Here is a 15,973-nt window from a genome sequence, read left to right as displayed (position 1 = left end):
TTTTCCTACCGGGTTCTTTAGATTAGTCAATATGATCGATCCTACACCACCTTTCCCAACAGATATCCAAAACTTTCTGTTTATCAACCTGAATTTCTGTCATAAGATGATATTCTAGGACTACAATTAATATATCAATCAATTGGCTCAACTCTTCGCCTTTCTTTGCTTTTTTCTTCAGAGCTCTAGGAAAATGGGTATTGTAATTACGAGTATTCTTGATATCCCTTATTAGTCGTTGTTTATCTGTATTTAAAGGGCGAAAAAGGTGGTAATACCTTGGCCCTTCAGGATGATCGAGGTCAACATCGATTGTAAATAAATCATTTAACCTCTCATGTAAAGTCATTTCATTCGCAAAATGTAATTTTTCTTTAAGCCACGGACGATGTGCCTCAGGTATCGACGCAAGTATCTCGTCCCTTTTTTGGTTAAACTCACTTTGAGGAATTCTGGATTTTTGAGGTCTCATTAATCGATGATATGCCTCTGCCGCTTGAACCACATTCAAAAAGAAGCGCTCTCTTGAGGTTCGATGATATTTAGTAGTCATATATAGATCAATAACTGGAGATAACAAATCATACTTCTCAAACCAGTTGCGCATACATTTATCAAAGCTTTCTTTTATATCCTCCAACTTCAAATATGAATATAAGAGCATCTCATTTTCTTTATCAGTTCCGTTTCTACAAAAATCAATAGCATATCCATACACGTGAGCAATTAAATTAATTGGATCTGCTTTTTGTGAATATGGAAAGACATTTATATACTCAATATAAGAGCTTATGCTAGTACAGAATGTCATAAAGTTCATCACTTTATTTATAATTCTATGAACAGTATTTATGTCTACCTCTCTCCTAAAGATTAAATGAAACTGCTTATTCGCTGATACTTTTAACTCTTTTCCCGATTTATGTCCATAATCAGGTGAAACAGTGTAAAGTATTTGTAATTTAAACTGCTCATTTTCATGAACTACACTCTCTAATTGTTTAGTAGTAATTGTATGTAATGCATCATTAGAAGTTTTTGCCTCTCTATTAAACTTTATATCAATGCTATCTTGATGCGCCCATTTGTCCAGGTTAGTTACTGAAAAAGTTGCTTCCTTAAACCTAATTTCTTCGACACTTGTAAATAAAGCATTCACGAACATATAATGTGAGTGTACTCTATAAATATAATTTGTTTTCCGATGTATAATTGAACTTGATGAAGACCTACACAGGATACATTTGTATAGTGTAAATGCAACTCCATCCATTGTCTTACAAAATATCAACTCAGCTTTGTCCTTAATTTTCACATACTCATCACTGTATAAAGTAAGTTCATGCTTTTTTCTCTCGTTCTTCATTTCTAAATAACCATTCAGTACAAAATCATTATCATCTGTAGATACAGTCCACTTCCCATAAAAAATGCCATCAACTTTACTCATGACTAACCCCCAAAAACATTATAAGGATAATCTTGGGCAACAGAAAGGTTGCCCAAATTTCGAGGAACCAAGGAATACAAGATTAAAGTGCATATTTCATAACTGTAAGAGATTTTTTCCTCCAAGAACTCTTCTTCCGTGCATTAATTATTTTTTCATCGGTATTATAAATAATGCTCCCCATAGAGTAGATGACCATTTTATAGAGAGCATTATTATTTTCACCACACTACTTCGCCTTCACAAACTGCCTCGCTTTCGCTTGCCGTCGCCGTTCATGTAAAATTGGCTCCGTATAACCATTCGGTTGCTCGCGTCCTTTAAAGATTAAATCGCACGCTGCTTGAAAAGCAATCGACTGCCCGAAATCCGCACTCATTGGCTCATACACGGGATCTCCTTCGTTTTGTTTGTCAACAACTACAGCCATTTTCTTTAATGAAGCCATGACTTGTTCGCGCGTGCAAATACGGTGATATAACCAGTTCGCTAAATGTTGGCTTGAAATGCGCAGCGTCGCGCGGTCTTCCATTAATGCGACTTGATGCAAGTCAGGCACTTTGGAACAGCCAATGCCTTGATCAATCCACCGCACGACATAACCGAGGATACTTTGAACATTGTTATCAATCTCTGCTTGAATCTCCTCATCTGTCCATGCCGGTGTAGTAACGATTGGTATCTCTAGCAATTGATCATTGGCTGCATCAATACCAGCAGCAATCATCTTTTGCTGCACATCACGCATGTCAATCTCATGATAATGGAGCACATGTAACGTCGCTGCTGTCGGTGATGGCACCCACGCCGTGGATGCGCCAGCGCGTAGTTGTGCGCCTTTTTGCACAATCATTTCTGCCATTAAATCAGGCATCGCCCACATCCCTTTTCCAATTTGCGCTTTTCCTTGGAAACCAGTTTGTAAGCCAGCTTGTACATTCGCCTGTTCGTATTGTAATAACCACGGCGCCTGCTTCATTTCTTGCTTGCGTCGCATTGGCCCTGCAACAAGTGAGGTATGAATCTCATCGCCGGTACGGTCAAGGAAGCCTGTATTAATAAAAACGATCCGGTCTTTCACTTCCCGAATACACGCTTGTAAATTCAATGTCGTGCGGCGTTCTTCATCCATCACGCCAACTTTTAGCGTATACCGGGGCAAGTCAAGCATATCCTCTACTCGATTAAACAGCGTGTTCGTAAACGCGACTTCTTTTGAGCCATGCATTTTCGGTTTCACGACATACATAGAGCCTTTTTTAGAATTGTAACGAGACCTCACATCATGTTTAGCGATTAAGCTAGTGACGACTGCGTCTAATATCCCTTCAGGAATTGATTGCCCGTCCCTGTCTAGCACTGCGTCTGTCTTCATTAAATGCCCCACGTGACGAATGAGCATGAGCGCGCGACCGGAAAGCGTAAGCGTCTGTCCATCAACGCCTTTATACGTGCGGTCTTCATTTAATGTTCTCGTCATTTCTTTCCCATTCTTTGTAAATGTTGCAGCAAGCGTACCCTTAAGTAAACCGAGCCAGTTGCGATATACCTCGACTTTGTCTGCCGCATCGACGGCTGCGACCGAGTCTTCACAATCCATGATCGTCGTTAATGCCGACTCGATATATATATCTTGCACCCCTGCTCGGTCATTTCTGCCAATCGTTGCCGTGCGATCTATTTGTATTTCTACATGTAGACCGTTGTGTTGCAATAAAATCGCCGTTGGAGAAGCAGAATCTCCTTGGAAGCCACGCCATTGCAACGAATCTTTTAATGTCGTTTTCTTTCCATCTGCGAAAGTCATCACCAATGATTGGTCGGAAATTTCGTAAGAGACGACATCGGTGTGCGAACGCTCACATAAAGGGAACGTATCGTCTAAAAACTTCTTCGCATATGCGATGACCTTTTCCCCGCGGTTTACATTGTAAACACCTGTCCGGGCTGTGCCTTCTTCCTCCGCAATGACATCAGTGCCATATAGCGCATCGTATAAACTGCCCCAACGCGCATTCGCAGCATTGATGGCAAAGCGGGCATTGTCAATGGGCACGACCAATTGCGGTCCCGCAAGCATGGCAATCTCTTCGTCTACATTTTTCGTCCCGATTTGAAAAGGGGCAACTGCCGGCTCCAAATAGCCAATTTTTTGTAAATATCGCTTGTAATCTTCCTTTTCCGTCACCTCATGTTGCTCGTGCCAGTCATCAATTTTTCTTTGCATTGCATCTCTTTCTACTAACAAATTTTCGTTTAGTGGGGTGAAGTCCGCAATGATTGCCGATAATTCCTTCCAAAAATGAGCAGGTTCCACACCCGATTCCGGTAATACTTCTCGCTCTAAAAATTCGTACAACGCTGGATTAATCTGTAAATGACCTACTTGTTGATAAGCTGCCATTTCTTCCTCTCCCTTCATCTTATCACTACAAAGACTACAAAACTATCATCGCACTCTTTCTTATTGTAATATAACAGATTGAATCGGGCAATAGGTGTTATACAATCTTACGAAAACCCTTTCTTTTCCACCTGCTTTCAGTTATAATTTAAACAACCTGTTTAAGGAGGCTTTGCCGCAATGAAAAAACATGTACTCACTTTACTCTCAATAAGCATTGCAAGTACACTTACACTTGCAGCTTGTGGTGGAGACAAGCCAACCGACGCAGAGCCAGAAGAAAACAAGCAAGAGGAAAAATCCGAAAGTAAAGATGCAACGAAAGAAACCGCTGACAAATGGGAACAACAAGTCGGTGACACAAATGAGGACGGTACCATTCGCCTGCTTGCACGTAATGACACAACAGATGCGGTTGAAACTGGACCGGTAAAACTGAACTTCTCGCAAGTGACTGTCAGTGAAGTTTTGGAATGGCCTGAAGAAATGGCAGACATGTATGATTTTGAACCGACCGGTGTGATCCAAATTGACGTTGAAACAGAAAATACCTCTGAAGAAACGATCCAATTTTTCATTAGTCAAGCAAAGATTACAACCGATACGGGCGAACAATTAGAAACTGATATGCTTGCTAGCGACCACATTGACGCGGAATTTATCGGCGCTGTGAAAAAAGATGGCTCACTGCGCTATTTGCTCAAGTCATCTAATCCAAGCGAAGTTACGTCCATCCGTATCCTCGTAGAAGATCCAAAAGACGAAAATATGACATCTATCGGTGACAGTATTGATGTGACCATTTCATTTTAGCATTGAAAAAAGGGACAAGACGCATGATCGTCTTGTCCCTCCTGTTATTCTCGCGCGTCCTTCACCACTTGCATTGGATTCCCTGCCACAAACGTGTTTGCTGCTACATCTTTATGAACAACTGTGCCCGCTGCAACAATTGCCCCATCCCCGATTGTCACACCCGGTAAAATGGTACAATTTGCACCAATCATGACCTCATCGCCGATGACCACATCTCCAAGCCTGTACTCAGCAATCAAATACTCATGTGCCAAGATGGTCGTATTATAACCGACAATTGTGTTGCGGCCAATTTTAATTCGCTCAGGAAACATCACATCCATCATGACCATCAACGCAATCGCTGTCGTTTCACCAATTTCCATTCGTAAAAACGTCCGATATAGCCAATTTTTTAAACGAAAAGAAGGCATAAACCTTGCAACTTGGGTCACCATAAACACTTTCGCCACTTTCCAAAAAGACACCGTCCGGTAAAGCTGCCAAAGACTGTTGGTCTTCTCCACCGGATAGCGCGTTGTTTTTCTACTCACGGTTTGCTCCGACGATCTCTAGTAAATCGTCCATTGTTTTTAACACATACGTCGGTTCAAACGAACGCAAATACGCCTCGCCTTTTATTGCCCAACCGACAGCTGCCGTTTTCACCCCAGCCCGGTGGCCAGCTTCGATGTCATGTGAATTATCGCCCACCATGATCGCTCGCTCTTTGCTCGCACCAAGTTTTTCCAGCGCTAATTCGATAGGTTCTGGGTGTGGCTTCGCATGCGTCACATCGTCTAAGCCGACAACAACATCAAAAAACGGTAACATCCCTTTTAACTGCAATCCCATTAATGCCGTCTTCCGTATTTTTGTTGTGACAATCGCCATTTTATAACCTTGTTCATGCAGTTTCTTTAACCCTTCATATACTCCAGGATAATCACCGACAAGTTCGTCATGCAATGCGTGATTATGGGCGCGGTAACGCGCAACCAATGCATCCGCTTTTTCACGATCAATAGTTAAAAACGTCTCATACAACGGCGGACCAATGAACGAAAGTACCGATTCTCGCGTATACACACCCGGGTATTCCGACTCTAATGTATGCAAAAACGACTGAATGATCAACTCGTTCGTGTCAATCAATGTGCCGTCTAGATCAAATAACAATGTATCCATCGTCACAACTATACATCCTCTCTATTTATCAATCATTTTCCTGGTAACGTGGTGGCACAACGCGTACACGACGGTAAATCCATAACACGAGTGCACAAATAATAAGCACCACAGACATGAACTGTGCAGTTTTCAACGTTTCTCCGATTAAGAGGTAATCCTCCCGTATGCCCTCGATAAAAAAGCGGCCGATTGAATACCAAATGACATACGTGAAAAATAGCTCACCTTGCCGTAAATTCACGCGACGTAACCATAAAATAAATGCCACACCGACCAAGTTCCATAACGATTCATATAAAAATGTCGGATGATAGTATGTGCCGTGAATATACATTTGGTTGATTAACCAATCCGGTAACCATAACCCTTCTAAAAATGATCGTGCAACCGGTCCCCCGTACACTTCTTGGTTCATAAAATTTCCCCAACGTCCAATTGCTTGTCCGATCAATAAACTTGGCGCCGCGACATCAAGAATTTTCCAGAATGGCAGTCCCCGTTTTTTAGCAAATATCATCGTCGTCAACACCGCACCAATGATTGCCCCATGGATCGCAATCCCGCCTTCTCGCAAGTAAAACACACTCACTGGATTGTCAGCAAACTGTTCCCAGCGGAAAATAACGTAATACGCACGTGCGGAAATAATTGAAATTGGTAATGCCCAAACAAGTAAATCCGCAAAGGTATCTTTTGGAAGCCCCCGCTTTACTGACTCTCTTTTCGCCATCCAATACCCAACAATGACACCAAGCATAATGAGCACGGCATACCAATAAATCGCGACAGGACCAAGTTGGATAAACACCCGGTCAAGTGGTTCAATTTGTTCCTCTATCATGATCCTCATCTCCTTTTTCAATGACTTGTGACAATCGTTCAGAAAAATCTTGTGCTGCATTAAAACCAAGCCGCTTCAAACGGAAATTCATCGCAGCCACCTCGATAATGACTGCTAAATTTCGCCCTGGACGTACTGGCACTGTCATTTTCGTAATTTCTGTGTCAAAAATTTTCTTTTTCTCTTCTTCTAAGCCCAATCGGTCATACGCTTTTCCTTGCTCCCATATTTCTAAATCAATACATAAACTAATGCGTTTATGTAAGCGAACCGCACCGGCTCCGAATAATGTCATAACATTGATAATGCCGAGCCCACGAATTTCAAGTAAGTGTTGCAACAGCGGTGGTGGGGAACCAACGAGCGTATCTTCATTATGTTGGCGAATTTCAACAGAATCGTCTGCAACAAGCCGGTGCCCCCGTCTCACAAGGTCAAGCGCCGTTTCACTTTTTCCGACGCCACTCCCACCCGTAATGAGGACACCAATCCCATAAATATCAACAAGCACACCGTGCACAGCCGTCACCGGCGCAAGCGCACTTTCTAAAAAATTTGTTAGACGACTACTTAATTGTGTTGTCGTTGATTGAGACCGAAGTACCGGCACCCCACGCTTTTCTGCCGCTTCAAGTAACTGTTTCGGCGCCTCTAAACCACGCGATAAAATAATGCCTGGTGTGTCATATGTACATAGCTTCGTCATCCGTGCTTTTTTTTCTTGGTCTGACAACGATTGAAAAAAAGACCACTCTGTGCGTCCAATTAACTGCAGGCGCTTTGCTGGATAATATGTAAAGAAACCCGCCATTTCAATACCCGGGCGAGAAATATCACTCGTTGTAATTGGACGATAAATGCCTTCCTCTCCAGCGAGTAGTTCCCATTCAAACCGTTCAATTAAATCATTGGCCGTTACTTTCGACATCCACTTGCCACCCTTTCTACAAATACAACCGTTCTTACAAGACTTCCCTCTGCCACAATATCCATTCGCTTACACTTATTGTAGCACGATTCACAACGAAACACGTAAAAAACTTGTCCACACAAAAATGCCAGAAATCGGCACGATAGACCGATCTCTGGCTTAAAACATTTATTTTTTTGTTAACGGTCGAATAACTAACGCCTGTACAATCGCTAAAATGACTGCACATAAGAGCGCGACCCAAAAGCTTGAAATGATAAACAAGTCTCCCATTAGAAAAGCAGCAAGCAACAATGTCACCGCACTAATAACAAAGGAGAACAAACCGAGTGTCAGCAATGTCACTGGCCAAGCAAAAAAAGCTAAGACCGGCCTCACTGTCCAATTCAATACCGTTAAAACAATACTCGCCAACACCGCCGCACCAATATTCGCTAAATAAAAACCTTCAAGAAACTGTCCCAACAAAAACAAAATGAGCACATTTAAACAGAAACGTATGAGCAGTTTTACCATTCTTCATAGTCTTCCTTTGGAATGATCAAGGCGGCAATCAAATAAAACAAAACAAGCGATCCGACTGAAAAGAGTACAAGCGCCACCATACCTAAGCGGACAAGCGTCGGGTCCAGTCGAAAATAATTCGCCAGTCCGCCACAAACCCCCGCAATCATGCGGCTATCTCGTGAACGTGTCAACCTTTTTCCCATATTCAACCTCTCCTTTCTTACACTTACATATGTGGAAGTCGGGAAATATATTTTCCGACTTCCGCACACACTATGCTCTTTCACTCATCTTCTACAGTGATGGATCCAGTATTTGCAGTTGCCCGGACACGGACGCGTTTTTCCTCACTTGCATTCGATACAATATGCATAAATCGTTGTGCAAGTTCTTTACGTTCTTCCATGACTTCGCTATTTGCTAAACGATTATGGATCGAGCCAACATTTGATTTAAGTTTCGCTTCAAATCGTACTTCAGGCGCCACACGCAATTTCACACTACCTGTCGCAGTTTTCAAGTCGACATACCCAAGTTCAGCAGCTTTTGCTACGGTGTAGTCAATCGTTCCGTTACCCGTTTCGATATCCGCATCTTCTATCAAACCTGTCACTTTTACTGAACCATTTAACGTTTTCGCTTCAAGTAATTTTACCTCGCTTGCTTCACTCGTCACACTACCGTTCATTGTTTCCATTGATGCTTTCTCAGCCGTTAACTGTGACAGTTTAATCGCACCATTCGTTGTCTTCGCCTGGAATGTATTGGCATGAAGTGATGCTGCTTGTAACGTCCCATTAAAAGTGTAAAAAGAAACATCTTGATACTTGTTTTTAGGGACGTGTAACACGGCCCGTACTTTAAATGATTTAGATTTCGTTTTAAATGTGAATGCTTCTTCCGATACGGAAAAGATCGATTCTCTTAAAAAGAGTTCGCGCGCTTCTTCTTCATCTTTTACACGATAAGCTTTGACTTCACAATCGAGTCGTATGCCTGGGTCGTCAGAAGTTTCGACTTGCACAGAACCGTTTTCTAACGCCACAGATAAAGACGCCGGTGTTATTTCATCATGCAAAAATGTATGGTCAAACGCTACAACATGACCAAAATTAAAATCGAGGTCACCATCACGTACTTTTTGGATTGCGGCTTCAAAAAAGTTTCCTATTTTTGATAAAGGGGTTTCGTCTGAGTTGTCACTAAAAATTTTTGACCGCTCTTTTACAGGCGTCACCTTTCCTGGCTCACCTTTTTGTGAATCAGCCGTTTGATCCTGTCCAATGGCTTCAAGCAATCGCGTGCCTTCCTCCGCCGTAATCTTTCCGTCCTCAATCATCTTTAAAATCATCATCCGCTCTTCCATGTCGATCTCCTCCCACTTCTTCTATCATCGATATTTTAGAAGTATGCAGTACGAAACAAAAGCAGTCGCCTCGATGCTAGCCTCTACCAATGTATACGAAAATACTTGCCCTCATGTTTCATCTTTTGATGATTTTTTTACTCAGTAGAAATATGACTGGCAGAAACGGTGCGTGCTTGATCACGTTCGAGCACTGGCTTTAAATATTTCCCTGTATATGAAGCTTCGACCTCTGCCACTACCTCAGGTGTGCCGGAAGCAACAAGCATACCGCCACCGTCACCACCTTCTGGACCAAGGTCAATCACATAGTCAACCGTTTTAATGACATCCAAATTATGCTCAATGACAAGGACTGTATCGCCATTATCAACAATACGCTGTAACACTTTTAACAAACGATCAATATCATCCACATGTAATCCTGTCGTCGGTTCATCTAAAATATATAACGTCCGTCCTGTTGCTCGTTTGTGCAACTGTGATGCCAACTTCACTCGTTGCGCTTCACCACCAGATAACGTTGTGGCCGGCTGACCTAAGCGAATGTAACCTAAACCAACATCAAGTAACGTCTCGATTTTCCGTTTAATTTTCGGGATGCTACTGAAGAAGTTGACGCCTTCTTCTACAGTCATCTCTAACACATCAGCAATTGTTTTCCCTTTATATTTCACTTCCAATGTTTCCCGATTGTACCGTTTGCCGTGGCACACTTCGCATGGTACATACACATCTGGTAAAAAGTGCATCTCAATTTTAATGATGCCATCACCACGACAAGCTTCACAGCGACCACCTTTGACATTGAAGCTAAAACGTCCTTTTTGGTATCCCCTTACCTTTGCTTCATTCGTCATCGCAAACACATGGCGAATATCATCAAATACGCTTGTATACGTAGCTGGGTTCGAACGCGGCGTTCGACCGATTGGTGACTGGTCAATGTCGATAATCTTGTCAATCTCTTCCATTCCAACGATCTCAGCGTGCTTTCCTGGTTTTTCTTTTGCTCGGTGTAATTTTTGCGCCAATGCTTTATGGACAATTTCATTGACAAGTGTACTTTTACCAGAACCAGAGACACCTGTCACCGCAACAAACAATCCAAGAGGGAACGTCACATCGACTTTCTTCAAGTTATGTGCCTCCGCTCGTTTCACTGTGAATGACCGTTCTGTCACTGGGCGCCGCGTCGTTGGAACAGGAATAAATTTTTCCCCAGACAAATAGTTTCCTGTTAACGAATCGGGGTTTGCCATTAATTCTTCCGGTGTCCCTTCTGCTGTCACAACCCCACCATGTATACCTGCTCCAGGACCGATATCAATAATATAGTCTGCAGCGAGCATCGTGTCTTCGTCATGTTCAACAACAATCAATGTATTCCCTAAATCACGCATATGCTTCAATGTTTCGATGAGACGGTCATTGTCGCGTTGATGCAAACCAATGGATGGTTCATCTAAAATATATAATACACCCATAAGTGAAGAACCAATTTGCGTCGCTAAACGAATCCGCTGCGCCTCACCACCTGATAACGTGCCTGCTGCGCGAGCAAGTGACAAATAATTGAGACCAACATTGATTAAAAAACCGAGCCGATCTTCAATCTCTTTGACAACCAATCGGGCAATCGCCCTCTCTTTTTCGGTCAATTGAAGTTGCGCCATAAACGCAGCCGCTTCTGTGCACGACAGCTCACTCACTTCACCAATATGTTTTCCTCCTACAAAAACAGACAGTGACTCTTTCTTTAGTCGGTATCCTTTACAAGCCGGACAAGCTTTTTCTGTCATATAGGACGCCATTTGGTCACGAACATAATCAGAGCTTGTCTCTCGGAAACGCCGGGCTACATTTGCGAGCACCCCTTCAAATACGATCGCATGTTTACGTACATGACCGATTTCATTTTCATAGTGAAAAGGGATTTTCTCAGTGCCAGCCCCTTCTAACAAAATGTTTTGTTGCGACGTTGAAAGAGATGCAAATGGTACGTCCATATCAATGTCGAAGTGCTCACAGACCGCTTGTAATAATTGTGGGTAGTAAGTCGAACTCACTGGTTCCCACGGTAGCAGTGCATGTTCGCGTAATGACCTCGTAGGATCGAGTACAACCAAGTCGCGGTCTACTTCCATTTTCATACCTAATCCATCGCAAGACGTGCACGCCCCGTATGGACTATTAAAAGAAAACATCCGCGGCGCAAGCTCTGGAATCGAAAAACCGCACTCCGGGCACGCATGGTGTTGACTAAACAATAATTCTTCACCATCAATAATATCAACCAACACCCGTCCTTCCGCTAAAGAGAGTGCGGTTTCCAAGGAGTCTGCCAGGCGAGGCTGCACCCCATCTTTGACGACAATCCGATCAATCACAACTTCAATCGTATGCTTTTTATTTTTTTCCAGCACGATTTCCTCATCTAACTGATGCATGTCACCATCAATACGCACCCTGACGTAGCCATCTTTCTTCAACTGCTCTAACGTTTTCACGTGCGTGCCTTTTCGGCCTGTGACAATCGGTGCAAGAATTTGTAGCTTCGTCCGCTCAGGAAAGGCCTCAATGCGATCAACCATTTGCTGAATGGTTTGCGCCTTAATTTCCTGCCCATGACGAGGGCAAACTGGACGACCCACTCTCGCATAAAGCAAACGTAAATAATCATGAATTTCTGTTACCGTGCCGACCGTTGAACGTGGATTGCGACTCGTTGTCTTTTGGTCGATAGAAATAGCTGGAGATAACCCTTCAATTGCGTCCACATCTGGCTTATCCATCTGTCCTAAAAACTGGCGTGCATATGCCGACAATGATTCCACATACCGCCGCTGTCCTTCAGCATAAATGGTGTCAAACGCAAGCGAAGACTTTCCAGAGCCAGATAATCCAGTCAAGACGACAAGCTTATCTCTTGGAATCACAACATCAATATTTTTTAAGTTATTAGAGCGTGCACCTTTCACATATATTCTTTCTTGTGCCACCGTATCAACCCTCCACCTTTAGTTCTAGCAACAAGTCACGCAATTGTGCTGCCCGCTCAAATTGCAATTCTTTTGCTGCTTGCTTCATTTCTTTTTCAAGCTGGGCAATAGTCGTTTGCCGTTCTTTTGTCGTCATTTTTTTCTTCTCACGATATTCCGGTGCATCTTCTGCTACATATGTCGCTTGAATGACATCTGGTACACGTTTTTGAATCGTTTTTGGCGTTAACCCATGTGCCTCATTAAACGCCGCTTGTTTCTCACGTCGCCGTTCTGTTTCACGGATAGCGACCTCCATTGAGTCTGTCTGTTTATCTGCATACATAATGACATGCCCATGTGCATTCCTCGCGGCTCTACCAATAATTTGAATCAACGACCGTTCTGAACGTAAGAAACCTTCTTTATCTGCATCTAATATCGTCACGAGCGACACCTCAGGCATATCAAGTCCTTCTCTGAGCAAATTAATCCCGACAAGCACATCGAACGTACCGAGTCGCAATTGACGAATGATATCAAGCCGTTCTAACGTTTTTATTTCCGAGTGCAAATACCTCACTTTAATACCAAGTTCTTTCAAATAATCCGTTAACTCTTCTGCCATTTTCTTCGTGAGCGTCGTCACGAGCACACGCTCATTCTTTTCAATGCGTGCATGGATCTCACCTAATAAGTCATCTAACTGACCTTTCGTCGGTCGCACATCTATGGTTGGATCAAGCAAACCTGTTGGTCGAATGATTTGTTCAATCATCTCTGGCGTTTTGTCTAATTCATACGGACCTGGTGTGGCTGACACATACGCTGCTTGATTGACTTTCTCCTCAAACTCTTCAAATCGAAGCGGACGATTATCAAGCGCAGACGGCAAGCGAAAACCATGCTCAACGAGCACATTTTTCCGCGCTTGGTCACCATTAAACATCCCGCGGACTTGCGGCAACGTTACATGGGACTCGTCAACAATGAGTAAGAAGTCTTTCGGGAAATAGTCGAGCAATGTATAAGGTGTCGCACCTGCCTCACGTAATGTCAAATGACGCGAATAATTTTCAATACCCGAACAAAAACCCATTTCCGCCATCATCTCTAAGTCATGACGCGTTCGTTGCTCGATCCGTTGTGCTTCTAATAGCTTTCCCGCTTCGCGCAATACATGTAAACGCGCCTCTAACTCTTGCTCAATATTTGCCATCGCTTTTTTCATTTTTTCTTCGCGCGTTACAAAGTGAGAAGCTGGGAAAATGGATACATGTTTTCGTTCTCCTTTTATTTCACCTGTGAGCGCATCGACTTCTGTAATCCGCTCCACTTCATCGCCAAAAAATTCGACCCTGATGCATTGCTCGTCCCGAGAAGCCGGGAAGATTTCAACGACATCGCCACGTACGCGAAACGTTCCACGTAGAAAATTTAAGTCATTGCGATCATATTGAATGTCAACTAATTTCCTTAATAAAGTGTTACGGTCAATCTCCATTCCAACACGGACAGATAATACTAAATCTCGATAGTCTTCTGGAGAACCTAAACCATAAATACATGACACACTCGCAATGATAATGACATCACGCCGCTCTAATAATGCACTTGTCGCTGAGTGGCGCAGCTTATCAATTTCATCATTGATGCTTGCATCTTTTTCAATAAATGTATCCGAGGAAGGAACATATGCCTCTGGTTGATAATAGTCATAATAACTTACAAAATACTCAACCGCATTGTGCGGAAAAAACTGTTTGAATTCACTATAAAGTTGCCCTGCTAACGTTTTGTTATGGGCCATGATTAAAGTCGGCTTATTCACAGCTGCAATGACATTTGACATTGTAAACGTCTTACCTGTCCCTGTTGCTCCAAGCAGCGTCTGGTGTCGGTTTCCAGCATGAATCGAGGAAACCATTTGTTCAATTGCTTTTGGCTGATCGCCTTGTGGTGTGTAATCTGAAACAAGTTCAAACGTCTTTCCCAACACGTTGAAAACCTCCCCTGTCCATCTTTTACAATATCATCGGTCTCGTTCAATGAGACGAAAATTTGTTCTAAACAAACGTTCGCTCCTCATTATAACACAATCTTTTGCAAAATCATACCGTAAACACCTTTATCACATCACACAATGAAAAGCAGCTACCTCGTCACAAGATAGCTGTTTTTCATTACATATCACAACCCATTAAATCACAGAATCGATCCGCTTCTCGTCTCGGCGCACAAGTAAGACACCCATTTGATGGTGCTCTCCATCATAAAGTGCACCTTGCACAAGCCGTAACTCTCCCGCTCGATCACGGATTTTCAACTTACAAAACACTGGATTTTTTTGTAACGCGCCATACAACGTCCGCTCGTCAAAAACAACACATCCATTGACATTCACAATTTCTTCGCCAATCGCAAGCCCCATCTTTGCGGCTGGACTCCCCGGTAAGATGCCAACAATCCGAACGCTTTTTTCCTCTTCTGTAAATAGTGGCGGTTGTTGCTGTTCTTTTCGATAAACGTAGTAAGAGGAACTGGCATGAATGATGCCTATTGATAGCGCGCCGATAAGTGCCAACCACGGTGAAGCATACATGTACAATCCCATAGCCATTAACAACGATAGACAGGCACTTATAAAATATGGGACCGCTTCACGGCGCGCCGCAACTGTAGGCAAAAATGCATGGGTATTTTTTTGGAAACCTAATAAGAAAGGCACGAGTATTGGCTGCACGGATACATCACCAAATGTCATTGCAAAGCCTGGAAGCAAACCTTCTGGAATGAAAACAACAACTGGCAACAACCACAGTCGTTTCATTTGATGAGTACCAATCAACCGCCCTCGTTTACTATAGCTTAATTGCGGTGAAGAAAGTGTCGCACCATTATGTCGAATCAACATACTTTGGGCAAATAACAACAATGCTTGTAAAAGAAACAAACTTGGCAGCCATGCTGCTTCTTTCAGTTGGGTAGTGAACATATTTGGAACTGAAAAGAATGAGAGCACGACAAAGCAACAAAGCACAAGGGACATCGTGTATGCAGGCGTTTGTAATTGCAATGCACGTCCGCAAAAAAACAATATCGGGACAATCGCCAAACCGAGTAATAAGGGTAACGACATTGTGATCCCGAAAGAAATGGTCAAGATTGAGATTGCAAAACCAGCCAACAAACTTGGAAGAACGGTCAGAATAAACTCAGCACGCTTTCCATATACACGTGTATGAAAAGATGCCCGTTCTTTCGCCACTCGTGTTGCCCCAATCATTGCTAAACAGAGTATGCCTACATAAAACAAAGGGTGAACAAAAAAGGTGGCGAGCATCGAAAGAATTGTGTGTATCATGTTCATCCCTACTTTCTAGCAGTGAGCGTAGCGATTGTGACGCGACACCCACCTTTATTTCTAAGATGATTTGTCTTTACTCATTACATCTTTTCGCCACCAGCCTACAATAATCCTTCATATGTTGACAAATAGAGCAAAAC

The 15,973-nt window shown here is 42.9% G+C and carries 13 protein-coding genes; 1 reads left to right on the top strand and 12 read right to left on the bottom strand.

Translation table 11 applies throughout. The features are described 5' to 3' along the window. Positions 1-22: 22 nt before the first annotated feature. Both NSQ26_RS13715 and NSQ26_RS13710 read right to left on the bottom strand, forming a co-directional pair. Complete coding sequence (locus NSQ26_RS13715) at positions 23-1,450, bottom strand: ApeA N-terminal domain 1-containing protein (protein ID WP_499718570.1); 1,428 nt, start codon at positions 1,448-1,450, stop codon at positions 23-25. Between the two features lie 229 nt (positions 1,451-1,679). Then, a complete protein-coding gene (locus NSQ26_RS13710; protein WP_499718569.1) occupies positions 1,680-3,854 on the bottom strand; it encodes a malate synthase G in 2,175 nt (724 codons plus the stop codon). Positions 3,855-4,034: 180 nt separating this feature from the next. Here NSQ26_RS13710 and NSQ26_RS13705 point away from each other — a divergent pair, with 180 nt between their 5' ends. Beyond that, a complete protein-coding gene (locus NSQ26_RS13705) occupies positions 4,035-4,667 on the top strand; it encodes a hypothetical protein (RefSeq protein WP_499718568.1) in 633 nt (210 codons plus the stop codon). Between the two features lie 44 nt (positions 4,668-4,711). On the opposite strand, the gene NSQ26_RS13700 is transcribed toward NSQ26_RS13705, so the two are convergent. The 10 genes from NSQ26_RS13700 to NSQ26_RS13655 all read right to left on the bottom strand — a co-directional run bounded on the left by NSQ26_RS13700 (position 4,712) and on the right by NSQ26_RS13655 (position 15,830). Next, a complete protein-coding gene (locus tag NSQ26_RS13700) occupies positions 4,712-5,203 on the bottom strand; it encodes an acyltransferase (RefSeq protein ID WP_499718567.1) in 492 nt (163 codons plus the stop codon). Further along, a complete protein-coding gene (gene ppaX, locus NSQ26_RS13695; protein WP_499718566.1) occupies positions 5,196-5,843 on the bottom strand; it encodes a pyrophosphatase PpaX in 648 nt (215 codons plus the stop codon). Before ppaX ends, NSQ26_RS13700 begins: the two co-directional genes overlap by 8 nt. Before the next feature lie 22 nt (positions 5,844-5,865). After that, positions 5,866-6,681 (bottom strand): prolipoprotein diacylglyceryl transferase, encoded by an 816-nt coding sequence (lgt, locus tag NSQ26_RS13690; RefSeq protein WP_499718565.1) that lies wholly within the window; start codon positions 6,679-6,681, stop codon positions 5,866-5,868. Further along, the gene (hprK, locus tag NSQ26_RS13685; RefSeq protein ID WP_090774820.1) at positions 6,662-7,609 is read right to left on the bottom strand and encodes an HPr(Ser) kinase/phosphatase; all 948 of its coding nucleotides are present in this window, start codon (positions 7,607-7,609) and stop codon (positions 6,662-6,664) included. Before hprK ends, lgt begins: the two co-directional genes overlap by 20 nt. A 171-nt stretch (positions 7,610-7,780) precedes the next feature. Next, positions 7,781-8,128 carry a phage holin family protein gene (locus tag NSQ26_RS13680; RefSeq protein ID WP_090774819.1) on the bottom strand — a complete coding sequence of 116 codons (348 nt, stop codon included), beginning with the start codon at positions 8,126-8,128 and terminating at the stop codon, positions 7,781-7,783. After that, positions 8,122-8,322, bottom strand: coding sequence for a PspC domain-containing protein (locus tag NSQ26_RS13675; RefSeq protein WP_090774818.1), 201 nt, complete (start codon positions 8,320-8,322; stop codon positions 8,122-8,124). The genes NSQ26_RS13680 and NSQ26_RS13675 overlap by 7 nt, the downstream gene beginning before the upstream one ends. Before the next feature lie 80 nt (positions 8,323-8,402). After that, positions 8,403-9,485 carry a DUF4097 family beta strand repeat-containing protein gene (locus tag NSQ26_RS13670; RefSeq protein WP_499718564.1) on the bottom strand — a complete coding sequence of 361 codons (1,083 nt, stop codon included), beginning with the start codon at positions 9,483-9,485 and terminating at the stop codon, positions 8,403-8,405. A 137-nt stretch (positions 9,486-9,622) separates the two neighbouring features. Next, on the bottom strand, positions 9,623-12,487 hold the full coding sequence (uvrA, locus tag NSQ26_RS13665; RefSeq protein ID WP_499718563.1) for an excinuclease ABC subunit UvrA: 2,865 nt from the start codon (positions 12,485-12,487) through the stop codon (positions 9,623-9,625). Positions 12,488-12,491: 4 nt separating this feature from the next. Continuing rightward, positions 12,492-14,462, bottom strand: coding sequence for an excinuclease ABC subunit UvrB (uvrB, locus tag NSQ26_RS13660; RefSeq protein WP_499720080.1), 1,971 nt, complete (start codon positions 14,460-14,462; stop codon positions 12,492-12,494). Between the two features lie 204 nt (positions 14,463-14,666). Beyond that, on the bottom strand, positions 14,667-15,830 hold the full coding sequence (locus NSQ26_RS13655; RefSeq protein WP_499718562.1) for a PDZ domain-containing protein: 1,164 nt from the start codon (positions 15,828-15,830) through the stop codon (positions 14,667-14,669). Between the last annotated feature and the right edge of the window lie 143 nt (positions 15,831-15,973).

This window comes from Bacillus sp. FSL W7-1360 (assembly GCF_038592975.1).
Lineage (GTDB): Bacteria > Bacillota > Bacilli > Bacillales > Bacillaceae_D > Shouchella > Shouchella lonarensis.
The sequence above is the reverse complement of the archived record's forward strand: the minus strand, read 5'-3'. Positions and strand labels throughout refer to the sequence as shown.

Bases quoted from the DNA above. Each gene is read 5' to 3' on its own strand.
- NSQ26_RS13705 (WP_499718568.1), top strand. From the start codon at position 4,035: ATGAAAAAACATGTACTCACTTTACTCTCAATAAGCATTGCAAGTACA.
- NSQ26_RS13710 (WP_499718569.1), bottom strand. From the start codon at position 3,854: ATGGCAGCTTATCAACAAGTAGGTCATTTACAGATTAATCCAGCGTTG.
- NSQ26_RS13670 (WP_499718564.1), bottom strand. From the start codon at position 9,485: ATGGAAGAGCGGATGATGATTTTAAAGATGATTGAGGACGGAAAGATT.
- lgt (WP_499718565.1), bottom strand. From the start codon at position 6,681: ATGATAGAGGAACAAATTGAACCACTTGACCGGGTGTTTATCCAACTT.
- NSQ26_RS13675 (WP_090774818.1), bottom strand. From the start codon at position 8,322: ATGGGAAAAAGGTTGACACGTTCACGAGATAGCCGCATGATTGCGGGG.
- NSQ26_RS13715 (WP_499718570.1), bottom strand. From the start codon at position 1,450: ATGAGTAAAGTTGATGGCATTTTTTATGGGAAGTGGACTGTATCTACA.
- NSQ26_RS13655 (WP_499718562.1), bottom strand. From the start codon at position 15,830: ATGATACACACAATTCTTTCGATGCTCGCCACCTTTTTTGTTCACCCT.
- hprK (WP_090774820.1), bottom strand. From the start codon at position 7,609: ATGTCGAAAGTAACGGCCAATGATTTAATTGAACGGTTTGAATGGGAA.
- NSQ26_RS13680 (WP_090774819.1), bottom strand. From the start codon at position 8,128: ATGGTAAAACTGCTCATACGTTTCTGTTTAAATGTGCTCATTTTGTTT.